Origin of the sequence: Collinsella sp. TM06-3 (genome assembly GCF_003436395.1) — a bacterium.
Classification (GTDB): domain Bacteria; phylum Actinomycetota; class Coriobacteriia; order Coriobacteriales; family Coriobacteriaceae; genus Collinsella.
Genome location: NZ_QSPG01000010.1, coordinates 54,546 through 79,190, shown reverse-complemented (window position 1 = coordinate 79,190; position 24,645 = coordinate 54,546). Strand labels below are relative to the sequence as shown.

Sequence of the window (24,645 nt, the reverse complement as noted above, 5' to 3'; positions counted from 1 at the left end):
TTGAATGACAAATTGTCGCCCTGGGCGGCGCGCAGCGTCGAGCCGTTACGCGGTTTGGTAAAACCGCGTAACTAACGGACGCCGTACTGCTCGTAGTAGGCGTCGATGGCGGTCTTGAGTTCGTCATCGATGACGACCTTGCCGTCGATCTCGTGGTTGTAGAGAGTCTCGACGACCTCGGCCATGGAAACGATGCTCGCGACGGGGAAACCGTACTTGGCCTCGATCTCCTTCTGCGCGGTGGTCACGCCACCCTTGCCGACCTCCATGCGGTTGAGGGACACGATGAGGCCCTTGATCTCGACATCGGCAGCAGCCTTAACCTTGGGATAGGTCTCGTCGATGGACTTACCGCTGGTGGTGACGTCCTCGACCATGACCACGCGGTCGCCGTCCTGGGGCTCATAGCCCAGCAGGTTGCCCTTATCGGCGCCGTGGTCCTTGGCCTCCTTGCGGTCGCAGCAGTACTTGACCTCCTTGCCGTACAGCTCGTGGTAGGCAATTGCGGTCACGACGGCCAGCGGAATACCCTTGTAGGCCGGTCCAAACAGCACATCGAAGTCGTCGCCAAAGTTATCGTGGATGGCCTGGGCGTAATACTCGCCCAGCTTCTTGAGCTGATAGCCCGTCACGTAAGCGCCAGCGTTCATAAAGAACGGGGACTGACGGCCACTCTTGAGCGTAAAGCTACCGAACTTAAGAACGTCGGACTCGACCATGAACTTGATGAACTCTTGCTTGTAAGCCTCCATGCGGGCTCCTCTCGTAATCGCGTACGTGCCTTCCAGTTTAGCGCAGGCAGGGCGCGTTGCGGGCGCGCTTTGGGGCCTCGGCATTCTGTAAAGGCTTTGTCAGGGGCAATGGTTTTCCAAACAAAGGGGTTGACACGACAAACCCCCTCATCAAGAATACGAGCGGATTAAAACGGGTACGAGATACCCAAAGCGCGCTGCGCCCGTCCATAAGGAGGTGTGCCATGGAAGGCAGTCATAGTCGAAAAACCTGCATGTCGCCCTCGGCACGCCGCGAGGATTCCGTATTCGCATAAGCGTCACGAACCGATCGTCAAAACCGCCACAAAGGTGCCTGTCCCCTTTGTGGCGGTTCGCGAGCTTGACGTGAGCGACATCTAGGTTTTTTGAAGCAAATACGACACGTACGCTAACTCCCTTCAACAAGGAGGACCCTATGCTGATGCTCAAAACCGCTACGGTACTCGAAGCTATCTCCAAGCGCCGCCGCACGGCGCGCCCTGCCGCCCACGCCGGCCTGCCCAAGAACACCATATTCGCCGCCACCCATTGTGCTGAGGACACTCTCGTACTGCTTGACGCCACGGCAAACGGCCTCACCGCCGAGCGCGCCGCCGAGCGCCTGAGCGCCGTCGGCCCCAACACCATCGAAGCGCCGACCAAGACGCTCGCCCGCCGCATCGCCGACGCGTTCGTCGATCCCTTCGCTGGCATCCTCGCCGCCCTCGCACTGGTCTCGCTCTACATCGACGTGCTCGCCGTGCCCGAGCCCCAGCGCGACCCCTCCACGGTCATCGTTATCGGCATCATGCTGCTGGTATCGGGCGGCATGAAGTTTATCCAGGAGGCCCGCAGCGGCAATGCGGCCGAGGCCCTCAAGGACCTGGTCTCCAACACCTGCTGTGCCCTGCGCGGCGGCGAGCGCATCGAGATTCCCTTCGACGAGCTCGTCCCCGGTGATGTGATCCGCCTCTCTGCCGGCGACATGGTGCCGGCCGATGCCCGCATCATCACCGCGCGCGACCTGTTTGTGATCGAGTCCGCACTCACCGGCGAGAGTGAGGCTGTCGAGAAGACCGCTGCCATCACCGTCGTCGAGGGCGCCGACGACTCCGCACTGCCGCCCTCTGCCTGCAAAAACATCGTCTTTACCGGCACCTCCGTGCAAAACGGCACCGCTATGGCACTTGTCGTAGCCACCGGCTCGGACACTTACCTGGGCGGCATCGCCAAGATGCTCAACGGGCGCGGCGAGAAGAGCGCGTTTGACCGCGGCGTCTCGAGCGTCTCCATGTTGCTCGTACGCCTCATGCTCGTTATGGCGCCGGCCGTCTTTGCCATCAACGCCGCCACCAAGGGCAACGTCATCGATGCGCTGTTGTTCGCCACGAGCGTGGCCGTGGGCATCACGCCGCAGATGCTTCCCGTCATCGTGACCACGAGCCTGTCGCAGGGCGCCAAGGACCTCGCCCGTCGCCAGGTTATCGTCAAGGAGCTGCCAGCAATCCAAAACCTGGGCGCGATGGACGTCCTGTGCTGCGACAAGACCGGCACCCTCACCGAAGACCGCATCGTGCTCGAGCGCTACCTCAACACCGACGGCAACGAAGACGCACGCGTGCTGCGCCATGCGTTTTTGAACAGCTTCTTCCAGACCGGCCTCAAGAACCTTATCGACCTGGCCGTCATCGACCGCGCCGATGTGACGCCCTCGGCCGCAGCACCCGATTCCATGCTGGGCCAGAGCCTGCGCGACCGCTATACCAAGGTCGACGAAGTGCCCTTCGATTTCTCGCGCCGTCGCCTGAGCGTAGTTGTCGCCGACGTCCAAGGCAAAACCCAGATGGTCACCAAGGGAGCTGCAGAGGAAATGCTCGAGATCTGCTCCTTTGTCGAGGTCGATGGCATCGCTCAGCCGCTCACCGACGAGAAGCTCGCCCAGATTCGCAAGCAGGTCGCTGGGCTTAACGCCGAGGGCCTGCGCGTGATTGCTGTGGCGCAGAAGACCGATCCGCGCTGCGTGGGCGAGTTTGGCATCGCCGACGAGTGCGACATGGTGCTGATGGGCTTTTTGGCCTTCCTCGATCCGCCCAAAGCAAGTGCCGCGGGCGCCGTCGCCACCCTCGAGGCCAAGGGCGTCGCCGTTAAGGTCCTGACCGGCGACAATGACCGTGTCGCCGCCACCGTCTGCGAGCAGATCGGCATCGACGCAAGCAACGTCTTGCTGGGCTCCGAGATCGATGCGCTCGACGACGCCGAGCTTGCCGAGCGCGCCGAGAACACCCACCTCTTCGCCAAGCTCTCGCCGCTGCAGAAGGCGCGCCTGGTGCGCGTCATGCGCGAGTTGCTCGGCCACACCGTGGGCTTTATGGGCGACGGCATCAACGACGCCGCCGCCATGCGTGCGAGCGATTGCGGCATCTCGGTCGATTCGGCCGTCGACATTGCCAAGGAATCCGCCGATATCATCTTGCTTCAGAAGGACCTGGGCGTGCTCGAGCGCGGCATCATCGAAGGCCGCCGCACCTACGGCAACTTGCTTAAGTACCTCAAGACCACAGTGAGCTCCAACTTTGGCAACGTGCTGTCCGTGACCGTCGCGAGCCTGTTCTTGCCGTTTTTGCCCATGAGCGCCCTGCAGCTGGTGCTGCTGTCGCTGGTCTACGAGATCGTGTGCATCGCGCTGCCATGGGACACCGTCGACGATGCCTGGACCGCCTGCCCGCGCGCCTGGGACGCTGCGTCCATCAAGGGCTTTATGCTCGAGCTGGGCCCCGTGAGCTCGCTGTTTGACATCGCAACCTTTGCTGCGCTCTTCTTTGTGGTGTGCCCCGCCGCCGTGGGCGCAAGCTGGTCCGAGCTTGCCGCCGCGGGCGACGTCACAAGCATGACGGCCTTTACGGCGCTCTTCCAGAGCGGCTGGTTTGTCGAGTCCATGTGGTCACAGACGCTCGTGATCCACATGCTGCGCTCCCCGCGCCTGCCGAGCCTGCGAGACCACGCCGCGCCGGCGCTGTGCGTTCTCACCGTACTGGGCCTGGCGCTCGTCACCTGGCTGCCGGCAAGCCCCATCGCCGATGCACTGGGCCTCATGCCGCTGCCGACGAGCTTCTTCGCGCTGCTCATCGGCATCGTCTCCGCCTACATCGCGCTCACCCAGCTGGCAAAGCGCCGCTACATTGCCCGCCACGGCGAGCTGCTGTAACTTCACCGGCACCCTCGTCAAGGATGTTTGGGCCGCCGCGACCCGCCCCCGCTGGCCGCGGCGGCCCAAAACAGCTAAAAACGCCCCTCACCCCCGCTTTAATTTCTTTTGCAAGTTTTAACTTCTTTTGCTTTCTTTCACTTCTTTTAACAAGGCGCCCGGCGGGCATAAGTTGCTCGCCGGGGGTGTCGGTTCGACGAAGAGGCCTCAGCCGTAGCAACGGATTGCCCAGCGAGAGATTTCCCAAGTGCCAACTCAAACAGTACATGTTTAATCTGTTTCGTTAATTGAAATGCGTAAATATGGTTAACCAAAGAATTGATATTTGGTTAAATAGTAACTGTATATTTGGTTAAATGTACTGGTAAACAATGGTGATAATTATGCCAAAGAAGTACTACACTAGAATTATCGAAAATGAGCTTGACCAGCTGCTGGGTATATTCGGCGCCGTTCTCATCGAAGGACCGAAATGGTGCGGAAAGACGACCACGGCCGAGACCCGTGCGGCGTCCAGGCTCCTTCTCATGGACCCGTCCCGCAACTTCGAGAATCGCTTGCGTGCCGAGACTGACCCGGCTCTTGCCGTTTCCGGCGAGGTGCCGCGGCTGATTGACGAGTGGCAGGAGGTTCCGAAACTTTGGGACGCGGCACGGTTTGAGTGCGACAACCGCAGCGGCGAGCCTGGTCAGTTCATATTTACGGGGTCAGCGACACCGCGAGACGACGAACGTCCAATGCACAGTGGCGCTGGAAGGTTCGCTAAATTGCGCATGGATACCATGACGCTTTTCGAGCTTGGGAAATCCAGCGGCGCGGTTAAGCTGTCGGGCATTATTTCTGGCGAAAAGTTCAATGGCGCTTTCGGATCGCTGGATTCCGCCTCGATTGCCGAGTACGTTGTCCGTGGCGGATGGCCCGCGGCGGTCGGTCGCGATGCGCTGGCTGCGTCGGCGATGGCGAAACGTTACATCGGCATAGTCGCCGAAGAAGATTTGTCTCGTGTCGACGGCTCTCGCCGCGACCCTGAAAAGGTCAAAGCTGTCATCGAATCGCTTGCGCGCAATGAATCCACTTTGGCGACACTCAAGACGCTCGTAGCCGATCTTGGTGGAGAAGTATCGAGACAAACGGCGGCATCATATATATCCCTTCTCGCTCGGGTTAGTTTCGTTCGCGATATTCCCGCATGGAACCCCGCAATGAGATCTCCCGTGCACTTAAGAGAATCGAAGAAGCATCATCTCGCTGATCCGTCACTGGCGGCCGCTGCGCTCGGAGCGACTCCGGCGACATTGCTGCTAGATTTCAAGACGCTTGGGCTGCTTTTTGAATCGTTGGCCCTTCATGATTTGTGGGTTTATGCGCAGGCAAATGGAATGGGCCTCTATCACTATCACGATTCTCGCGATCTAGAAGTCGATGCAGTCATTGCGGCTCCCGGTGGAACGTGGATCCCGGTCGAAATCAAGCTCAGCTCCGCCCAAATCGAAGAGGCGTCTGACAGCCTTATTGCTGTCGAGAAGCGTATGGTTGCCGCCGGAAACAACCCGCCAGTTTCGAAAGTCGTAATCATTGGATTTGGTTCACAAGCCTATGTCACTGACCGCGGCGTCCAAGTTGTTCCGCTGGATGTGCTCGCGCCGTAGTGCAATTGCAAGTTTTTACTTCTTTTAACAAGGCACCCGACGGGCATAGGCTGCTCGCCGGGCGCCTTGGTTAGGATGCTATTGCTGTTGAGAACGCCTAGGCCAAATCTTCGCCGTTGGTGGCGATAACCTTCTTGTACCAGTCGAAGCTCTTCTTTTTGGAACGCTTGAGGGTGCCGTTGCCTGCGTCGTCGCGGTCCACGTAGATAAAGCCATAGCGCTTGGACATCTCGCCCGTGCCGGCAGACACCAGGTCGATCGGGCCCCAGGTGGTGTAGCCCAGCAGGTCAACGCCGTCCTCGGTCACCGCATCGCGCATCGCGGCGATGTGCTGGCGCAGGTAGTCGATACGGTAGTCGTCGTTGATGGAGCCATCCTCCTCGACAACATCCTTGGCGCCCAGACCGTTCTCGACCACAAACAGCGGCTTCTGATAGCGGTCGTACAGGTCGTTGAGGGTAATGCGGAAGCCTAGCGGATCGATGGCCCAGCCCCACTGGCTCTCCTGCAGGTAGGGGTTCTTGGCGCCGGCGAAGGCGTTGCCCTGGGTGCGCTCGACATCGGGGTTATCGGCACCGGCGGAGCAACGGGTGCTGTAATAGCTAAAGCTGATGAAGTCGACGGTGTTGGCGGCCAGAATCTCGCGGTCCTCGTCCGTCATGCCCACATCGATGCCCAGACGCTCGAGCTTCTTGACGGCATAGGCCGGGTAGTAACCGCGGCTCTGAACGTCGACGAAGAAATAGTTGCTCTGGTTGTCAATCTGCGCCTGGCGCACATCGCCCGGACGGCAGCTGTAGGGGTAGTAGCTACCTGCGGCAAGCATGCAACCGATCTTGACCTCAGGGTCGATCTCGTGAGCGATCTTGGTTGCCCAGGCGCTGGCGACGAGCTCGTTGTGGGCGGCCAGGTACTCGACGGCCTCCTTGTTCTCGCCCTCCTCAAAGACCAGACCGGCACCCATAAACGGCAGGTGCAAGATCATATTGATCTCGTTGAAGGTAAGCCAGTACTTCACCAGGCCCTTGTAGCGGGTGAAGATCGTGGTCGCGAGGTTCTTGTAGAAGTCGATGAGCTTGCGGTTGCGCCAGCCGCCGTACTCCTTGATAAGGTGGATCGGGCAGTCGAAGTGCGTGATGGTCACGAGCGGCTCGATGCCGTGCGCCTGACACTCGCGGAAAACGTCCTCGTAGAAGGCCAGGCCGGCCTCGTTGGGCTCGGTCTCGTCACCGTTGGGGAAAATGCGGGTCCACGCCAGGCTCATGCGGAAGGTCTTAAAGCCCATCTCGGCAAAGAGGGCGATGTCCTCCTTGTAGTGGTGGTAGAAATCGATGCCGGTCTGCGCGGGATAGTAATAGCCGTCCTCGAAGTCGAGCATCTTGCGCTGGCCGGAGACCACCGCGTAACGCTCCGGGCCGTGCGGGGCCACGTCCACGTTGGCCAGGCCGCGGCCATCCACGTCGTAAGCGCCCTCGCACTGGTTGGCAGCCGTCGCGCCGCCCCACAGGAAGTCATTACGGAAAGCCATGCATCGATCCTTTCACACGTTGTTTGTCGTGGTTTCAGTATCCTTGCAAACAGCGCGTCGCTCAACGGCAACGGCGCAGGTCGACACTTCTTTTCGCACACGGCGGCCCGGCAGCCGCCCCCGTCTGACACTTTTTGATACCCGCCCGCCCAAACCGCCACAAAGGGGCACCTTTGTGGTGGTTTGGGCAGTTGCGGTGAAATAGTTCCTGTTTTCCGGTCCGCGGCGCCTAAACAGGAACTATTCCACCGCAAGTTAATGAGGCCAGTCGCAGGTGATGTAGAGGTTTTTGCCGATGAGGCCTATGCAACCGTCCTCGACCTGCGGACTATTTGACTGAATAGGAAAAAAAGGAAAAAATAGGAAAAAAAGGAAAGGAGACTTATGACTGAAACCATCTTCTCCCCCTCATTTGGAAATCGCCCGTCCTATCTGGTGGGGCGCGGGAACGTGATTTCGACATTCATATCCGGCCTTGAGCAGGAGCCGGGCAATCGCGACCGAGCCATGCTCATGCTTGGACAGCGAGGCAGCGGCAAGACGGTTCTTCTGTGGGAACTTGCCGACCGCGCACGCAAGCTCGGCTATGTTGTCGCCACGCCTACCGTAGCCTCCGAGGATATGCTCGAGCGCATTGTTGAGAAAATCCAAGAAGCAGGCGAGCCTTACGTCAATACGCGCTACCTTCCCAAACTCACGGGCGGCAGCCTAAGTGTTTTCGGTTTCTCGGCAGGCCTCGAGTTCACACGAGACGTGCAGGAGACCAAGAGCTTTCAGTTTAAACTCACGCAGCTTGCGCGCAAACTGACCGAGCAGGGCCACGGCATCCTCATCCTCATCGATGAGCTCCAGGCAAATTCACCCGAGATTAGGCAGCTCGTCACCGCCTATCAAGAGCTGGTCGGCGAACGACTCAACGTCGCGCTCGTCATGGCGGGCCTCCCGGGAGCAGTCTCCGCGACACTCAACGACCGCGTACTGACATTTCTCAACCGCGCACGCAAAGTCACGCTCGAACCGCTTTCAGTCGGAGATGTCGATGCATATTATCAGCGGGCTTTCGAAGAGCTCGACCTTGATATTCCAAGCGACCTTCGCCTCCGCGCCGCTCACGCGACCCAAGGTTCGCCCTATATGCTGCAACTTATTGGCTATAACATCGCCAATCGTTGCAAGGCCGGAGAACGCATAGCGCAAGCGCATGTCGACGGAGCTATCGAAGCATCGAAAGTCGATTTCGAAAATGATGTTTGTGAAACGACGCTCGCCGCGCTATCGGACCAAGACGTCGCGTTTCTCGACGCAATGACTGATGACGAAGACGCCGTTTCGCGCATTTCCGATGTAGCGAAACGCATGTCGGTCACACCCGACTACGCGCAAAAGTATCGCCGGCGCCTCATCAACGCCGGCGTTATCGAACAGGCGCGCCGCGGTTACGTGCGCTTCGCCGTACCATATATGGCTGACTACCTGCGCAGCCAGCTCTAGCCAACCACCACAAAGGGGACAGGCACCTTTGTGGTGATTTGGGGCGGTTTGTCTTGATCTGTAACAGCTAGGCCGTCAAAATCGGGTTTGGTGTTACAGATCGAGATTTTCGGGCGGCCTTCTACGATATGTCTCAATCTGTAACAGGTAGTAACGATTTAGCCCGCTAGATGTTACAGATCGAGACAGAAGACTCTAGTCGCAGGTGATGTCGAGGTTCTTGCCGATGAGGCCTACGTAGCCGCCCTCGGCTGCCTTGGGGCTGTCAGCATGGCAGAGGACCCACTTGTCGGCCTTCCAGCAGCAGTAGCTGTCACCGGCGGCAGGCATGTCGGCTGCAGCCTCGGGGCGCGGGCCGTTGGTGCCCGCCGGCAGCGCCACCATCACCTGGAAGCCGCCGTCGTCGACCATGCAGGGCGTGTAGTGGAGCGTGGTGTTAAAGACTTCGACGACCGTACCCGCCGGCACGCGGAACGCCTTGACCTGAGCGGTGTCGAGCTTGCCGTCCTCGATCTCCCAGCGATGCGCCACGAGCAGGATAAAATCGCGGGCGCCCAGGTTAAACTCGCTGGCGCGGTGATACTCCAGGCAGTTGAGCTGCGTGTTGTGGCCGTTGCACCAGCCCAGCTGGAAGGGACGACCGCCAAACATGAGAAAGCCCAGTTTATCGGCATCCTTGACGCCCTCGAGCTCCGGCGCACTCGCTACGTACTTGCTGCCCTCAGGAATGGGCGTGGCAGAGAGCGCCTCGAACACGGGCGACGTGAGCTCGGACGGAACGTCATCCCAAACGTTGCCATAGGATTTGAACTCGGGATCGTTAACAGAGTAGATATGCATGTTCGCTCCTGTTCGTAAATGTGACTATACGAACATTCTAGAACAAACATGAGCGATTTTGAACGCTCGTCCCGACCACTCAACAAAAAGGCGCCCCGCATAAGCGAAGGCGCCCAATGCGCGCGTTTTGGGCGATAAAGCCCTTACGCCTGCTGATAGTGCAGGTGCTTCTCGTCGATATCGGCCAGGTCGCGGTCGAGATAACGGCGCGCAAGCCAGTTGGCCATGGGGAGGTTCTGGTCCAGGTAGTTGCCGCACTCCTCGGGAGCAGCGCCGGGGATATCGCCCTCAAAGCCAGCAACAAACTCGAACAGCTCACGCACGAGCGGCAAGATTTCCTCGCTCGTCAGCTCACCAAAAACGACGAGGTAAAAGCCCGTGCGGCAGCCCATGGGCCCAAAGTAGACGATACGGCTCGACCACTCGGCATGATTGCGGAGGAACGTGGCACCCAGATGCTCGATGGTGTGGCATTCGGCCGTGTTCATGACCGGCTCCTTGTTGGGCGTGGTCAGGCGCAGATCAAAGGTAGTGACGGCAGCGCCGGTCGCCGGATCGCGGTCGATGCGGCTCACATACACGCCGGGCTCAAGCAGCAGATGGTCAACGGAAAAACTTGCGATGCGCTCCATGGCAGTTCCTCTCGGTAGTCAATTTGGGACGGGGCTCTTTTAGCTGGTTCGAATGGTCGCACCAATCATACCAGTCAAAAAAGCCCCGTCCCAAATGAGCTGCCTGGGACGGGGATCAATGAGTTTTTAATCCCCGTCCCAGAAGAATCATTCTAGGCCGTGTACGCGATGGTCGCATCGACGGCATGCCGCCAGCCGGCGATCTTTTTGGCTCGCTCGTCTGCGGGCATGGCAGGCTCCACGATGCCGCGGGCGCCATAGACGTCGACGACATCGCGCGCGTACATGCCCAGCGCAATGCCGCAGGCCCAAGCCGCGCCCAGACCGCTCATCTCGTCATTGCTCGCAATGCGGATGGACGAGCCGACCAAGTCGCTCTCAAACTGCATCAGGTACGCGTCACGCGTGGGGCCGCCGTCAACACGAAGCTCGGCCAGTGCGGCGCCCGAATCCTCGACCATCGCATCAATGACGTCGAAGATCTGATAGGCGATCGAATCATCGGCGGCCTTTACGAACTCCGCGCGACCCGTGGTGCGCGTCATGCCAAAGACGCAGCCCTCGGCATCACTTGCCCAGTGCGGCGCGCCCAGGCCGGTAAACGCCGGCACAAAGTAGACGCGGCTCGCCGGATTGGCGGCATAGCACAGGTCGGTGACCTCCTCGGGATTGTTGATGAGCTCCAGATCGTCGCGCAGCCAGGTCTTGACGGCGCCGGCGTAGCTCACGTTGCCCTCGAGCACATACTCGGTCACGCCGTTCATACGCCACGCAAGCGAGCTCGAAAGCCCGTGCGAGCTGGCGACAAACTCGTTGCCGACATTCATCATGACCGAGCTGCCGGTGCCATAGGTCGCTTTGGCCATGCCGCGGCTATGGCAGCCCTGGGCAAACAAGGCCGCGTGGCTGTCGCCGAGCACGCCGTGAATGGGCACGGGCGCCGGCAAAAAGCCGCCCAGGTCCGTCGTGCCAAAGAGACCGTCGGAATCGGTCACCTGCGGCAGGCAGGCCGGGTCAATGCCAAAGGCCTCGCACACCGGCTCGCTCCAACAGCCACGGCGCAGGTCGAAGAGCTGCGTGCGGCTGGCATTGGACCAGTCGCAGCGAAACTCCGCACCGCCCGTGAGCGTCCAGACCACCCAGGCATCGATGGTGCCCAGGCACAGCTCGCCCGCCGCCGCGGCCTTGGCAGCCGCCGGAACGTTCGCGAGGATCCAAGCCATCTTGCCCGCCGGATAGTAGGGCGAAAGCACCAGGCCCGTCGTGTCACGCACCAGCTCGGCCACGCCTTCGCGCGCGGCAAGCTCGTCGCACAGCTCGCGGGCGCGGGCACACTGCCACACCACGGCATCGCATAGCGGCTCGCCCGTCGTGCGGTTCCAGGCAACGGTGGTCTCGCGCTGGTTGGAGATGCCAATGCCGGCGATATCGGCCGGATCGACCCCGGTCTCCTCCACCACGGCACGCGCCACGGCCAGCACGTTGGCGGCAATCTCGGCCGGATCATGGCTCACCCAGCCGGCGTCGTTGACAATCTGGCGATGCGAGCGGTCGGCACGATGAATCAGGTGGCCGTCCTCGTCCACCAGCAGCGCCTTCGTGCCCTGCGTGGACTGATCGATTCCGATGATGTATTTGCTCATGTACTCTCCTGTCTCCCCCGTCGATTAAAAACTAAAGCCCGACGGACAAGGAGCGAGTGGCCGACCGGCTCATGAGAGCGCAGCCGGCCTGCTCAGAATTCAACCTAAAAGGATTGGTGCAAACCTGCCCCCTTTGCACCAAGTTGATGCAAAGTGACCTGTCCCCGATGCACCAATTACTCTGCGGGCAGGAACTCAGCGACCGTCTTGGCGATTCCCTCGCCCGTCAGGCCGTAGTGCGCAAAGACCTCGGGGCTCGTGCCGGTGATGACCGGCGCGTCGGGCAGGCTCAGGCACTTAACCGGACGCGGGCAATGCTCGCCCACGACCTGCGCGACCATGGAGCCCAGGCCGCCAAAGGGGCTGTGCTCCTCGACGGTCACGACGGCGCGCGTGGCACCGGCGGCCTCAATCACGGCCTCGGCGTCGAGCGGCTTGACGCAGTACATGTCGAGCACGGTAGCGGAGATACCCTGCTCAGCCAGCAGGTCGGCGGCGTCCACGGCATGGCGGACCATCTCGCCGGTGGCGACAATCGTCACATCGGTGCCACGACGTACCCAGGTGGCGCGGTCCATCTGGAACGGGCACTCGTCCTCGGTATACACGTCCTCGACCGGGTTGCGGCCCACGCGGATGTAGGCCGGCTTGTTGTCGGCAACCAGGGCGCGCACGAGCTCGGCGGTCTGGAAGCGATCGCTCGGCAGATATACGCGCATGTTGGGAATCGCACTCATGGCAGCGATGTCCTGTGCGGAGTGATGGCTCATGCCCAAGGCGCCGTAGGAGACGCCGCCCGAGATGCCGATGAGCTTGACGTTGGTGTTGGAGTACGAGACATCGACCTTGCACTGCTCATACGAGCGCGTGGTCACAAAGGACGCCGGCGAGGCGGCCCAGGCCTTCTTGCCGCACGAAGCCATGCCGGCGGCGATGCTCACCAGGTCCTGCTCGGCGATGCCGACCTCAATGGACTGCTGGGGATACTGATCGAAGAACGGCGTGAGCGATGCGGAGCCGCGGGAGTCGGAGCACAGGACGACGATGTCCTTATCGGTCTCGGCGGCCTCGAGCAGCGTGTCGCAGATAACCTTGCGGTTGGCGATCTTGTTAGCCATTGATAGCCTCCTTGTGGGCAGCGAAATCGGCGATGATCTGGGCATATTCCTCGTCGTTGGGCAAGTGATGATGCCAGGCGGCCTTGTCCTCCATAACCGGCGAGCCATAGCCCTTCACCGTGTTGAGGATGATGACCGTGGGCTTGCCCTTGGTCTCGGCGGCCAACGTCAGCGCGGCGTCAATGGCCTGGATGTCGTTGCCCGGAATGGAGAGCACGTTCCAGCCGAAGGCAGCCCAGCGCTCCTCCTGCGAATCCTGCTTCATGACGTCCTCGGTGCTGCCGCTGATCTGCAGGCGGTTGCGGTCCACGAGCGCGCACAGGTTATCGAGCTGGTAGTTGCCACCGCTCATGGCGCCTTCCCAGACCGAGCCCTCGGCAAGCTCGCCGTCGCCCATGATGGTGTAGACGCGGTAGTCGCGGCCGTCCATCTTGCCGGCAAGCGCCATGCCCACGGCCACGGGCAGACCGTGACCCAGCGAACCGGAGTTCATCTCGATGCCCTTGAGCTTGTTGTTGGGGTGGCCGATGTAGGGGCTGCCGAACTTGGAGAAGCGGGCCTTGACGTCGTCGAGGTCCAGATAGCCCTCGTGGCACAGCACCGCGTAGTAGGCCTCCATGGCGTGGCCCTTAGAGAGCACAAAGCGGTCGCGGTTGGGGTCGTCGACGGTCTCGGGCGAAATGTTGAGGTGGTTGGCATAGAGGGTCATGAGGGCGTCGATCACCGACATGTCGCCGCCGATGTGGCCGCCGGCGCCAGCCATGATGATATCGACGCAATCGCGGCGAAGATCCCAACGCAGGGACTCAAGCTCTTCGATAGTTGCCATTTCTACTCTCCTCGCAGGTAGGCTTTGACGTCTTCTTCAATCGGGTCGTACAAGTCGGGCTGGATGCCAATGTACTTGCACGCCTCGTAGAGCACCGGCACCACGTTGGCGTGAATGGCGACGCAGTGGTGGATGTAGGGGCCCTCGACGATCTTGGCCTCGAGGCGCTTGAGGTTTTCGACCTCAACCCACAGGTAGGTGCCCATGCCGGCCGGCCCGTCGATGCCGCGGGCATTGCCCAGCAGCAGCGAATACTCGCCGTTGTCGCCATCAAAGCGGGCAAGGGTGAGGTCGCCGTGCTTGGCCTCGGCCGTCAGCGCGCCGGGGTGATCGAAAGCCAGCGGATAGGTGAGCTTGGGCTTGACGGCCGCGCAGCTGCAGGGCCAGGGGCCGCAGTGCTGCAGCAGCTCGCCGTTCTCGTTATCGGGATGGCGCACGGTCCAGTCGGCGAACATGCCGCGGTGACGGCCCAGGTCGGCGGCCTCGGCCATCAGCGCGGTAATGGCGCCGTGGATATCGGTCTCGCACACGACGGGGATACCCATCTCGTTGAGGATGGCGTTGGCGGCGCAGGGCATAATGCCCAGCTCGTCCTGCAGAGCGTTCCAGCACTGGATGGCGCCGGCGTTGCAGCCGTACTTATCGACCAGGCGCTTCATGGCGATAGCGAGCCCTGCAACCGCGGGAACCTTGTCCTCGGGGATGCAGATCTCAAAGCTGTCGCGAATGTGGTCGAGCATGGCGGCCATGGCCTGCTCGTCGGCCTGGGCGTCGCGCACGGCCTGGACGAGCTCGGTCATGGGGATAGGCGAAAGCTGAATATTGAACTTCTCGAGCAGCTCACCCTCGTTGCACATGGTGGACCAGAAGTCGAACGGGCGGGTGGCCATCTGCAGAATGCGAGTGTGCTTGAAGGTCTTGACCACGTTGCACACGGCCAAAAAGTCCCAGACGCCGCGCTCGAACTCGGGATCGGTCAGGCGGCAGTTGGTCATATAGGTAAAGGGAACCTGGAAGCGGCGCAGGACCTTGCCGGTGGCGAACAGGCCACACTGGCTATCGCGCAGGCGGGTGCCGTCGGGCTCGGGGCGCTCGTCGCGCGGGCCCCACAGCAGCACGGGCAGGCCGAGCTCACGGGCAAGGCGGGCGCAAACGTACTCGGTGCCAAAGTTGGCGTGGCACAGCATGATGCCGTCGACGCCCTCGGCGCGGAACTTCTTGACGATAGGCTCGATATGGCTGTCGTCAAACAGCAGGCCCTCGTCGTTGATGTCGTCAATGTCCACAATGTCGACGCCGATCTCGCGCAGGCGATCAGCCGTCAGGCCGCGATACTTGATCGCGTCCGGCGCGCTAAAGATGCTGCGGCGCGTGGGCACAAAGCCGAGCTTGATCTTATCCATGTACGTCCTCCCCTAGTCACATGTTCAGTAAACAGACGCGTGTTTCGTTTTGTTCTGTTTACTAAATATTTTACTATTCTGTTTAGAAGTTTAGCGCGAAATACTCGCAAGCGGTAGAGAATTCAGCCTAAACGGTATGTAAACAAACTGAACATACAAGGAGAACAAAAAGGGGTCCCGAAGGACCCCCTCTTGGTAGCGTTATGTATGGTTGCCTTTAGCGGACTTTTCCGCTCTGAAATCTGGCGCCGTTCCGCCTAAATCTCGCGCACGCTCTGGCGCTCGACAAAATACGTCGATACGGCCGTCTTGCAGGTATAGCTCTTGGGATTGCGGATGTTGCCCACCAGGCGGCGCACCGCGATCTCGCCCACCTCGTGCTTGGGAACGTGCACCGTGGTGAGCGGCGGGTTTGAGAAGGCGCCCAGAGACAGGTCGTCAAAGCCGATGATCGAGACATCCTCGGGCACGCGTACGCCGTGTTCGCTCAGCGCGCGCATGGCGCCCACGGCAAGCACGTCGTTCTCGGCAAAGAAAGCCGTCGGCAGGTCGTCGCGCGAAACGCCGTCGAGCCACGCGCCCATGTCGCGATAAGCGCCCTCGAGCGTGGTGTTCAGCGTGACGCGCCATGCCGGATTGGCCTCGAGGCCCGCATCCTCAAGCGCTTGGCGATAGCCGCGCTCGCGGTCCTTAAAGTTGCGGATGCGAAGGTCACCTGCTAGGTAGCCAATTTGCTTGTGACCCTTCTCGATAAGGTAATCCACGGCACGCAACACCGAATCGGTGTTGGCAATGACTACAGCATCAAAGTACTGGCGGTCGCTCCAGCCGTCGAGCACGATCAGGTGGGCGGCAGCGTTGGCGAACAAGGCGTAATCTTCCTCACCCAGCTCGGTGCCCATCAGCACGATGGCGGCAGCCGGGTCGGCGATAAGGCCCTCGACCTGCGGGCGCACGGCGTTTAAGTCGCTAAAGTCGAGCGAGACAAAGCTCGTGCTCATGCCGTGGCGACGCGCCTGGCGCTCCACGCCCTCGATGACCGCGGGGTGAAAGGTGCTCTCGTCCAGGATGGCGCCCGTCTTGCGCGCGAGCACGAACTGGATGCTCTCGAGCTGCGTCGATTGCTGGTAGCCGAGCGATTGCGCGCACTCCAGGATGACCTTGGCGGTCTCCTCGCTCACGCTGCGCTTGCGGTTGAGCGCGTTGGACACAGTCGCAGGCGAAAAACCGGTGATGCGGCTGATCTCGCGAACACTTGCTTTAGCCATTGTTCCCCCTAGTAACGGTCGCGGTCGAGCATCATGGCCTGACCGCCCCGTGACTCGACAACTAAACGACCGCAAATTCAATCTAAACAGAATAGTAAATGTTTAATAGCTAGTTTAGCCTGTTGTCAAGCGAAGTGGTGCGACTATTCCCCCAACGGGCACATTTACTCGGTAGCCAATTTGGGACGGGGCGTGAAAAACATTTAGCCAAGGACGCGGGCCATACGGGCCTTGAACTCGGACAGGAAGCGCGGGGCGTCGACGGTCAGCGCCACGAGCGTGCTCTTGTCGGGATCTGCCACGCGGCGCTCATCGCAGATGGTGCGGCCGCGGTACTCGCCCAGCAGGTCGACACGCAAATTGCAGCCGAGCGCACCCACAAGTGTGGGGTCGATCGCCACGGCAACAGCCAGGGGATCATGCAGTGCGCAGCCGCCCAGGTAGGGTGCGTTCATCTCGTACGAGCCAATGTAGTGCTCCACCATGCTCGCAAACGCGCAACCGGCCATGGTGCCCGAGCCCGTCCAGCCGGCAATGTCGCGACGCGTGAGCACCGCGCGATGCGTCACATCCAGACCCACCATAGTGAGCTTGCGGCCCGAGCGCAGCACGGCGTCGGCGGCCTCGGGGTCGCTTGCCATGTTGGCCTCGGCACCCGCGCTCACGTTGCCGGGCACGGTCAGGGCGCCGCCCATCACCACCACGCGGCCGATAGACATCATCGCCGCCGCATCGCGCTCCAGGGCAAGTGCCAAGTTGGAGAGCGGACCGGTCGCCACGTAGACCAAATCGGGGCCATAGGTACGCGCGGCATCGATCAGATAATCGACCGCAGCGTTGCCATCGGCCGACGTCGCCCCCACCGGCTCGTAGGGCGACGCAGGCACGCTCGCCCCGCCAATGCCGTTCTTGCCGTGGATGAGCGTGGTGGACGCCGGCGGTGTATAGGGCTCGGTCGCCTGCAGAGGACGGTCGGCACCCAGGTACACCGGCACCTCGGGACGACCCAACAGGTCGAGCACCGCCAGGCAGTTGTGCGCCGACTGCTCGACGCGCACGTTGCCAAAGCATGTGGTGATGCCCACGAGCTCCACCTCGGGGCTCGCGATGGCATAGGCAAGCGCCATCGCATCGTCCACACCCATATCCAGATCAAGGATCAGCTTCTTAATCGCCATAGTTCTACTCCGCTTCTCCGTCTTGTACTAATCGTCTAAACCAAACATGCGCTCAACTTCGGCACGCGTGGGAATCGACTGCTGCGCGCCCAAACGTGACACCGTCACCGCCGAGGCACGGGCGCCGGCGGCCATGCACTCAAAGAGCGGCAGGCCCTCCAGGCGAGCTGCCGCAAGCGCACCAATAAACGTATCGCCCGCGGCCGTCGTATCGACCACCGCGCTCGAAAGTGCCAGCATGCGCAGCAGCTCACCGTCATCGCCAAGTGCAACTGAGCCGGCACCGCCTAGCGTGATGACCGCAGCCCCGGCGCCCTTGTCGAGCAGCGCATTGAGCGCGGCGACGCAACTCGCATCATCCGAGGGCAGAATGCCCGTCAGCACCTGGCACTCGGTCTCGTTGGGGCAGACCAGGTCGACCGCAGGCCACGCTCCTGCCGGCAGGTCGCAGGCGGGTGCCGGGTTAAAGATCGTATAGAATCCCAGCTCGTGAGCGCAAGAGAGCGCCGCGGCCGTTGCAATCAGATCACATTCGCCCTGGGCGATAAAGACGCTTCCGGCAGCCGGGGCAATCTCGCTGGCGTCGCCGTCGAGCTCGTCGGCCACCAGGCGCCTCAGTGCGCGGGCAACGTCCTCGCCCGCAAGTGCATGGTTGGCGCCCGGCGACAGCACGATGCGGTTGTCGCTCTCGCAGCGAATGATAGTCGCGGTACCGGTCTCCACGCCATCGAGACGTGTCACAAACTCAACGCCCACGCCGGCATCCTGAAGCCCCGCCACGAGCACATCGCCAAAGGTATCGCGCCCAACAGCGCCAATCATGCACGTGTGCGCACCCATGCGCGCGGCGGCGACGGCCTGGTTGGCGCCCTTACCGCCGGCGTTGGTGATAAAACCGCTGCCACCGACTGTCTCGCCCGCGCGCGGCATGCGCTCGCACGCCACCGAAAGGTCCATGTTCATGCTGCCGAACACCGCAACGATGCTGTGATCCGCCATGGAAACCTCCTCGTCCGTGGGCTCTGCGCCCGCTGTCGGCCGTCAATCGTGTGCTCTCGCACCTCTATAACTTTAGTTCACTTTGATGTGGACGCGCGCTTGAGCTTGCGCCAGCAGCAAGCATTCACAGGAGCAGGCAGCTACAATGAATACATGCTGATTATTCTCGTCATTGGATGATGTTTTATGGAACAATTCTCGCAATCGGGCTCGCGCGGCCGACGCCGCACGGGCAACGAGCCGGCGCCGCACGAACGCGTGAAGGGCCAACGCCGTGCCAACGAGCCGCGACGCACCGCGAGCCCCCATCGCGCTTCCGCCAACAACGAGGGCCGCGCCAATACTCCCGCCGCGGAGCAGACGCCCGCTCGTCCCAAGTCCCGCTATATCCCTGCGCTCGACGGTCTGCGCACGCTTGCCGTCGTCGCGGTGGTGCTCTACCACCTCAACCTCACGTGGGCTCAGGGCGGCCTGCTCGGCGTCACGATCTTCTTTGTGCTTTCGGGCTATCTGATCACGCGCTTGCTGCTCAACGAAGTCGCTAAGACCGGCCGCATCGACCTTAAGAGCTTCTGGATTCGCCGCATCCGTCGCCTGGTCCCCGCCGTGGTAACGGTAGTGTTCGTGACCTGCGCGCTGTGCACCATCTTTAACCACGTGATGCTCACCAAGATGCGCCCCGACATCCTGCCATCGCTGCTGTTCTTCAACAACTGGTGGCAGATTGCCCAAAACGTCTCGTACTTCAATGCTCTGGGCGACCCCTCGCCGCTCACGCACTTTTGGTCGCTTGCCATCGAGGAACAGTTCTACCTGATTTGGCCGCCACTGCTGTTTGCCATGGTATCCATGCATGTGAGCAAGCCCAACACGCGCCGCGTGGTTCTGGGCCTTGCCGCGGTGTCTGCCCTCGCCATGATGGTGCTTTACAACCCTGCCGCCGACCCCAGCCGCGTGTACTACGGCACCGACACCCGCGTGTTCTCGTTGCTGCTGGGTGCCTGGATGGCCTTTATCCCCGATCGCGACCTGGCGCCGGTGCGTCTCGCTCATCGTTTGGGGCTCAATCGCCTGGCTGGCGCCGCCAAGCACGGCAAGAACGCCGAGGGCAAGCCTGGCGAGAAGGCCGACGAAGCAGCCGAGACCGCCCCGGCACAGCCGAGCGCCCTCGTGCGCTTTTGGTCCTCGCCCGCATCCATCGATGTGTTGGGCGTCGTGGGTCTGGTTGGCCTTGCCGCCATGGTCGCGCTCACCAACGGCTACACCGCGTTCCAGTATCGCGGCGGCACGCTGTTATGTTCCATCCTCACGCTCATGGTCATCGCGGCCTGCGTGCAGCCCCAGGGAATGGTTGCCCGCGCGCTGTCCGCCGAGCCACTCGTGTGGGTTGGCAAGCGCTCGTACAGCATCTACCTGTGGCACTATCCGCTGCTGCTGCTTATGAACCCGGTCGCCAACATCAACGATACGCCCTGGTGGCAGTACATCTTGCAGGTACTTGTGGTGGTCGCCGTGGCCGAATGTTCGTATCGCTTTATCGAGACGCCGTTTAGGAAGGGCGCCTTCGGCCGTACCGTCGCCGAATTCCGCGATGGCACCACCACGCCTGCCAACTGGGCACGCGCGCATATTCCTGTGTGCGCCACTTGCGGGATCGTGCTTGTCATCGCGCTGGGCGGCCTGATCTTTGTGCCCGAGACGTCTGCGCTGAGCGGCGAGGGCGCCGAAGTCCTGAACAAGGAAGCAAAAAACACCGCGCCCACCGACCAGCAGGCGGCCGACGACACCGACAAGGATAACGACGGCTTCCCCGATGGCTCCTACGACCTGTTGATGATCGGTGACTCCGTGTCGCTGCGCGCCGTTGATTCCTTTGACGGCGTGTTCCCGCACAGCCATATCGATGCCGAAAAGGGCCGCCAGTTTGATGCGGGCCGCGCGACATTTGAGGGCTATATCCAGCAGAACCTTGCCGGCAAGATCGTGGTCTTTGCCCTGGGCACCAACGGTTTGGTAACGGACGCCCAGGTCGACGCGATCATGGCCGACGCCGGCGAGCAGCGTATTGTCGTGTTTGTAAACACGCGTAGCCCGCAGCCGTGGGTCGGGTCCACAAACCAGGCCATCGCCAACGCCGCCACGCGCTACAAGAATGTACGCGTTATCGACTGGTACGGGTACAGCGCCAACCGCAACGACCTGTTCGATGGCGATGGCACGCACCTGTCGACTACCGGCGTGGCTGAGTATCTCAACCTGATCCACGATGCGGTCAAGAAAGACCTGCCCGTGCACCCCGAGGACCACGTCAACGATCCGCAGCCGGCAGCCGTCAAGTCCGCCGCCGACGCACTCGTCAATGCGCTCGCTCTCAAGCCGCACAAGCTGGGCACCGACAAGTAACCTGCAGCGCAAACTTCCCACATCCGGAGGGGGTGCCCGCCACGGCAGGCACCCCCTCCGACAGTTAGGGACGTTCCTTATGTGCCGGCACCCAGGGACACTCCTGACACAGCCGAGGAACGCCCTCCTTGCGACCAAATTCTGGGCGCCTCGCCACCCCGAACGTTGTTTCCAAGCCCACACCCGCAGCAAACAACCCAAAATCACTCTTTTCGAGCCGGCTCCAAGGGGTCGTGGACAAAAAGGGGCAAATATGAGTACTGTTACCATTTTAGTAGCAGGCAAAACCACCCAAAATGACGTCCGAGCGACCCCTACAACCCCCTAAAGCAGCCAACCTGACTGGTTTAAGACATATTGGAGCCAATTTTAATGAACATACTATCGGCTATGTCCATTATCTTCTTGGATGTAAATGCTATTCACTTAGCAACAGTACTCATATTTGGCATTTTTTGTCCACTGCCATATAACTAATGCCCTATAGCGGGCAAAAAACAGGCCGCAGTCCATCGCTGCGGCCTGTTCGGAAGCAAAAGTGGGCGCTAAGCGCTGTAACCCATCGCCTGCAGGACAAACATGACGACCGTGAGCACCGTAATCACGGCGATAGTCGCCCACGTGAGCACGTTCCACACGCGGCCGTTGCGGTTGGCGCCCATAATGTGACGATCGGCGGCGATAACCACTTGGAACACCAGAACCACGGGCAGTAGCACGCCATTGATGACCTGCGAGGTCATCATAATCTGGAACAGATCGACGCCGGGCATAAGCACCAGCACGGCAGAGATACCGATGATGGCCGTAATGATGCCGCGATAGACCGGGGCCTCGTCCCAGCTGCGGTCGGCACCGCGCTCCCAGCCAAATGCCTCGCAGATAGCGCTCGACGTAACGCCCGGCAGCACGCAGGCAGCCAAGAAGCTCGCCGCGACCAGGCCCGAGGCAAACAGTACCGTGGACCACTGACCCGCAATAGGCTCCAGCGCGCGGGCAGCATCGGCAGCATCGCTAATCTGAATACCCGCCGGGAACAATACCGTGCCGGTCGTGATGATAATGAAGCCCGCAATGATATCAGCAGCGATCGAGCCGCTCACGGTATCAATACGCTGCAGCACGATATCGTCCTCGCCCGCGTTCTTATCGACCACGTTGTTCTGCGCCAAGAAAATCATCCACGGCGCGATAGTGGTACCGATCGTTGCGACCACGAGCGACACGTAGCTGGGGTCATTTTGAATGTTGGGCACGACCAGGTCGACCGCGACCTCACCCCAGTTGGGGCCAGCCATAAACGCGGCGACGATATAGGTCACGAACACGCAGCTCACCAGCAGCAGAATCTTCTCGATGCGCTGGAAACTACCCGACATGGTAAGCATCCACACCAGCAGCGCCACCAACGGCACCGAGATGCTCGCCGGCACGCCAAAGAGAGCAAGGCCGCTGGCGATGCCCGCAAACTCCGAAATGGTCACAGCCGTGTTGGCGATCAACAGCGCCGCCATGGCCAACACGCTCTTGCGCACGCCAAAGCGCTCGCGAATGAGCGATGCCAGGCCCTTGCCCGTGACGCAGCCGCAGCGCGCCGCGGTCTCCTGCGTCACGATGAGCAGCACAGTCATGACGGGAAGCATCCAGAGCATCTTGTAGCCATAGCTGGCGCCCGCGCTGGAATACGTTGCAATGCCGCCGGCGTCATTGCCCGAAAGCGCCGCCAGCAGACCGGGGCCCATAGCGCCAAAGATGGCTGCGATGGTCAGCTTTTGCTTGGTGCCCGACTTTTGCTTGGTATTTTGCACGCGACCACCTAGCCCATGACTGACATGGCGAGCAGCACCGCGGCGATGCAATACGCCACGCACGAGATCATGACGGCAATGACGTTCATGGCGGTGCCCGACGTGTTGAGGTCATGCTCGTCACGCCAGAACAGCACCATCAGGTAAATCACGGCACTCATGTTGCCAACCAGGCAAATGATAGCAGCGATATTAAAACACCCGGTAAAGAGTTGCTCCTCAAACATGGACGCATCGGGGAACGCAGCGGTGCGCACCAGCTGCGCGCACAGATAGGTCACGAGCGAAAGGATCAGGCCCATACCCGTGCTCTGGAAGAAGAATCCCAGGTACGGTTTGGGCTCGTCGTCGTGACCGTCGTACTCGAGGAAGTAGTTCTTGACAAACGACACCATGCGCGAGGCAGCCAGCAGCACGAGCGGCATGGCGCACATGGGGAACACCACCAGATGCGCGGAGCCCAGCGCCGTCCCCAACACCGTCGCCATAATGCACGAGGCGATGCCCCACACGACGACCCAGTACTGACGATGCACGAACCAGCTGAGCACGTTCGTCGAGTCGTCCGACGCGCTATCGCCCGAGCCGACACCGGCGATCTGCAGGTCCTCCTGATGCTCCTCGGCGATAACGTCCATGGCGTCGTCGAAGGTCACGATACCCAGGATATGACGGTTCTCGTCGCAGACAGGGATGGCAACCAGGTCGTACTTGGTCATCTCGTCCGTCACGTCTTCCTGGTCCACGTCGGGCGACACGTAGACCAGATCGCGATAGGCAAGCTGGCCCAGCGTGGCGTCGCGGTCGGCCACGATCAGCGTGCGCAGCGAAAGCACGCCCGTCAGCATGCCACTCGGATCCTCGGTATAGACGTAGTAGACGCTCTCAAAGTCCTCGTCGAGTTTGCGGATCGCCTCGATGGCATCGCCGACCGTCGCTGTGGCGGGTAGCGAGACAAACTCCGAGGTCATGATGCGGCCGGCGGTGTTGTCCTCGTAGCCCAGCAGGTTACGAATCGCCTTCTCCTCCTTGACACCCATCAGGCGCAGGAGCTTCTCGGCCTTCTCATAATCGAGCTCGTCGATTAGGTCGGCAGCGTCGTCCGGGTCCATCATGGCCAGCATCGACGATGCGTCCGTGTCGGACAGGCCCTCGAGCATCTCGGTCATGAGCTCGTCGTCATCGAACTCCGAGATGGCCTCGGCGGCCTGTGCCGTATCGAGCTGCGCGAACACCTGCGCGCGCAGGCGCGGGTCGAGCTGCTCGATAATGTCGGCGATGTCGGCAGGATGCAGCTCGCCAAGCGTCTTGTGCGACACCGAGAGCTGGATGTTCTTAGTCGAGCGATCGAGCAGGTCCATGTAGGACCAGGCGATAATGTCCTCGCTGAGCGGCTTGCCCAGGTGCTTCATAAAGCCCTCGACGACGTGCTCGAGCGCGGGGCTGATTGCACGCAGCAGACCGCGGGCGCCGACCTCGGCACCCAGCAGACGCAGCTGATTTTCGCCCGACATAGAGAACTTGATGTCGTTGACGCGCACGACCTTCATGCCCTGCGTGTCGACGATCTGCTTATTGAGAACATCGCGCGCCAGCAACAGCTCGGTCGGCTGCAGGTACGAAAAACGGATTTCGGTGGCCGGCGACTTAAGATGAACGCCCGTCTCGTCGATACGGTCGACCCATTTGCGCCAGCTGATCATAAACGGCGTCTTGCCGGGACCACGGAACGCGAGCGACGTAACGTGCGGAAAAACTTCGCCGGTTGCAATGCCAAAATCGTTCACAACGCCGAGCTTTTCGCCGTCGACGTCCAAAACCGGCAATTTGAGCATCTCACTCAGATAATTCAATGGTGCTCCCCATCATTATTCCTGCGGACCGCGTGACCATGCCGGC

The 24,645-nt window shown here is 61.2% G+C and carries 17 protein-coding genes; 4 read left to right on the top strand and 13 right to left on the bottom strand.

Features of this window, described 5'->3' with window-relative positions:
* Positions 1 to 71 precede the first annotated feature (71 nt).
* A complete protein-coding gene (gene pyrE / locus DXD56_RS05855; protein WP_117640525.1) occupies positions 72 to 752 on the bottom strand; it encodes an orotate phosphoribosyltransferase in 681 nt (226 codons plus the stop codon).
* 436 nt (positions 753 to 1,188) lie between these two features.
* On the opposite strand from pyrE, the gene mgtA reads away from it, so the two are divergent.
* Together mgtA and DXD56_RS05845 are read left to right on the top strand one after the other, a co-directional pair.
* Entirely contained in the window at positions 1,189 to 3,957 is a 2,769-nt protein-coding gene (mgtA, locus tag DXD56_RS05850; RefSeq protein WP_117640524.1) for a magnesium-translocating P-type ATPase, read from the top strand.
* 383 nt (positions 3,958 to 4,340) lie between these two features.
* Positions 4,341 to 5,606: an ATP-binding protein gene (locus tag DXD56_RS05845; protein ID WP_158549353.1), complete on the top strand. Its 1,266-nt coding sequence runs from the start codon at positions 4,341 to 4,343 to the stop codon at positions 5,604 to 5,606.
* 97 nt (positions 5,607 to 5,703) lie between these two features.
* Here DXD56_RS05845 and DXD56_RS05840 read toward each other — a convergent pair whose 3' ends face one another.
* Entirely contained in the window at positions 5,704 to 7,134 is a 1,431-nt protein-coding gene (locus DXD56_RS05840; RefSeq protein WP_117640523.1) for a 6-phospho-beta-glucosidase, read from the bottom strand.
* A gap of 384 nt (positions 7,135 to 7,518) precedes the next feature.
* Here DXD56_RS05840 and DXD56_RS05835 point away from each other — a divergent pair, with 384 nt between their 5' ends.
* A complete protein-coding gene (locus tag DXD56_RS05835; protein ID WP_117640522.1) occupies positions 7,519 to 8,625 on the top strand; it encodes an ATP-binding protein in 1,107 nt (368 codons plus the stop codon).
* Positions 8,626 to 8,820: 195 nt separating this feature from the next.
* Here the strand turns inward: DXD56_RS05835 and DXD56_RS05830 are convergent, their stop codons facing one another.
* The 9 genes from DXD56_RS05830 to DXD56_RS05790 all read right to left on the bottom strand — a co-directional run bounded on the left by DXD56_RS05830 (position 8,821) and on the right by DXD56_RS05790 (position 18,535).
* Complete coding sequence (locus DXD56_RS05830) at positions 8,821 to 9,465, bottom strand: DUF4867 family protein (RefSeq protein WP_117640521.1); 645 nt, start codon at positions 9,463 to 9,465, stop codon at positions 8,821 to 8,823.
* A gap of 143 nt (positions 9,466 to 9,608) precedes the next feature.
* Positions 9,609 to 10,097, bottom strand: a complete 489-nt coding sequence (locus DXD56_RS05825; protein WP_117640520.1) for an S-ribosylhomocysteine lyase — start codon at positions 10,095 to 10,097, stop codon at positions 9,609 to 9,611.
* A gap of 152 nt (positions 10,098 to 10,249) precedes the next feature.
* Entirely contained in the window at positions 10,250 to 11,740 is a 1,491-nt protein-coding gene (locus DXD56_RS05820) for a glycerol kinase GlpK (protein WP_117640519.1), read from the bottom strand.
* A gap of 176 nt (positions 11,741 to 11,916) precedes the next feature.
* The gene (locus DXD56_RS05815) at positions 11,917 to 12,858 is read right to left on the bottom strand and encodes a transketolase family protein (RefSeq protein ID WP_117640518.1); all 942 of its coding nucleotides are present in this window, start codon (positions 12,856 to 12,858) and stop codon (positions 11,917 to 11,919) included.
* Complete coding sequence (locus DXD56_RS05810) at positions 12,851 to 13,687, bottom strand: transketolase (protein WP_192934535.1); 837 nt, start codon at positions 13,685 to 13,687, stop codon at positions 12,851 to 12,853. The genes DXD56_RS05815 and DXD56_RS05810 overlap by 8 nt, the downstream gene beginning before the upstream one ends.
* Positions 13,688 to 13,689: 2 nt before the next feature.
* Positions 13,690 to 15,090: an L-fucose/L-arabinose isomerase family protein gene (locus tag DXD56_RS05805; protein ID WP_117640517.1), complete on the bottom strand. Its 1,401-nt coding sequence runs from the start codon at positions 15,088 to 15,090 to the stop codon at positions 13,690 to 13,692.
* A gap of 257 nt (positions 15,091 to 15,347) precedes the next feature.
* Positions 15,348 to 16,358: a LacI family DNA-binding transcriptional regulator gene (locus DXD56_RS05800; protein WP_117640516.1), complete on the bottom strand. Its 1,011-nt coding sequence runs from the start codon at positions 16,356 to 16,358 to the stop codon at positions 15,348 to 15,350.
* 203 nt (positions 16,359 to 16,561) lie between these two features.
* Entirely contained in the window at positions 16,562 to 17,536 is a 975-nt protein-coding gene (locus DXD56_RS05795; protein WP_117640515.1) for a nucleoside hydrolase, read from the bottom strand.
* A gap of 27 nt (positions 17,537 to 17,563) precedes the next feature.
* A complete protein-coding gene (locus DXD56_RS05790) occupies positions 17,564 to 18,535 on the bottom strand; it encodes a ribokinase (protein WP_117640514.1) in 972 nt (323 codons plus the stop codon).
* 186 nt (positions 18,536 to 18,721) lie between these two features.
* On the opposite strand from DXD56_RS05790, the gene DXD56_RS05785 reads away from it, so the two are divergent.
* Entirely contained in the window at positions 18,722 to 20,938 is a 2,217-nt protein-coding gene (locus tag DXD56_RS05785; RefSeq protein ID WP_117640513.1) for an acyltransferase family protein, read from the top strand.
* 545 nt (positions 20,939 to 21,483) lie between these two features.
* Here DXD56_RS05785 and DXD56_RS05780 read toward each other — a convergent pair.
* Both DXD56_RS05780 and DXD56_RS05775 read right to left on the bottom strand, forming a co-directional pair.
* A complete protein-coding gene (locus DXD56_RS05780) occupies positions 21,484 to 22,680 on the bottom strand; it encodes an Nramp family divalent metal transporter (RefSeq protein WP_117640528.1) in 1,197 nt (398 codons plus the stop codon).
* A gap of 74 nt (positions 22,681 to 22,754) precedes the next feature.
* Positions 22,755 to 24,599 carry a magnesium transporter gene (locus DXD56_RS05775; protein WP_117640512.1) on the bottom strand — a complete coding sequence of 615 codons (1,845 nt, stop codon included), beginning with the start codon at positions 24,597 to 24,599 and terminating at the stop codon, positions 22,755 to 22,757.
* Positions 24,600 to 24,645: the final 46 nt, after the last annotated feature.

Coding starts and splice junctions, on each gene's coding strand:
- pyrE (WP_117640525.1), bottom strand. CDS start 752: ATGGAGGCTTACAAGCAAGAGTTCATCAAGTTCATGGTCGAGTCCGAC.
- mgtA (WP_117640524.1), top strand. CDS start 1,189: ATGCTGATGCTCAAAACCGCTACGGTACTCGAAGCTATCTCCAAGCGC.
- DXD56_RS05845 (WP_158549353.1), top strand. CDS start 4,341: ATGCCAAAGAAGTACTACACTAGAATTATCGAAAATGAGCTTGACCAG.
- DXD56_RS05840 (WP_117640523.1), bottom strand. CDS start 7,134: ATGGCTTTCCGTAATGACTTCCTGTGGGGCGGCGCGACGGCTGCCAAC.
- DXD56_RS05835 (WP_117640522.1), top strand. CDS start 7,519: ATGACTGAAACCATCTTCTCCCCCTCATTTGGAAATCGCCCGTCCTAT.
- DXD56_RS05830 (WP_117640521.1), bottom strand. CDS start 9,465: ATGCATATCTACTCTGTTAACGATCCCGAGTTCAAATCCTATGGCAAC.
- DXD56_RS05825 (WP_117640520.1), bottom strand. CDS start 10,097: ATGGAGCGCATCGCAAGTTTTTCCGTTGACCATCTGCTGCTTGAGCCC.
- DXD56_RS05820 (WP_117640519.1), bottom strand. CDS start 11,740: ATGAGCAAATACATCATCGGAATCGATCAGTCCACGCAGGGCACGAAG.
- DXD56_RS05815 (WP_117640518.1), bottom strand. CDS start 12,858: ATGGCTAACAAGATCGCCAACCGCAAGGTTATCTGCGACACGCTGCTC.
- DXD56_RS05810 (WP_192934535.1), bottom strand. CDS start 13,687: ATGGCAACTATCGAAGAGCTTGAGTCCCTGCGTTGGGATCTTCGCCGC.
- DXD56_RS05805 (WP_117640517.1), bottom strand. CDS start 15,090: ATGGATAAGATCAAGCTCGGCTTTGTGCCCACGCGCCGCAGCATCTTT.
- DXD56_RS05800 (WP_117640516.1), bottom strand. CDS start 16,358: ATGGCTAAAGCAAGTGTTCGCGAGATCAGCCGCATCACCGGTTTTTCG.
- DXD56_RS05795 (WP_117640515.1), bottom strand. CDS start 17,536: ATGGCGATTAAGAAGCTGATCCTTGATCTGGATATGGGTGTGGACGAT.
- DXD56_RS05790 (WP_117640514.1), bottom strand. CDS start 18,535: ATGGCGGATCACAGCATCGTTGCGGTGTTCGGCAGCATGAACATGGAC.
- DXD56_RS05785 (WP_117640513.1), top strand. CDS start 18,722: ATGGAACAATTCTCGCAATCGGGCTCGCGCGGCCGACGCCGCACGGGC.
- DXD56_RS05780 (WP_117640528.1), bottom strand. CDS start 22,680: ATGGGCCCCGGTCTGCTGGCGGCGCTTTCGGGCAATGACGCCGGCGGC.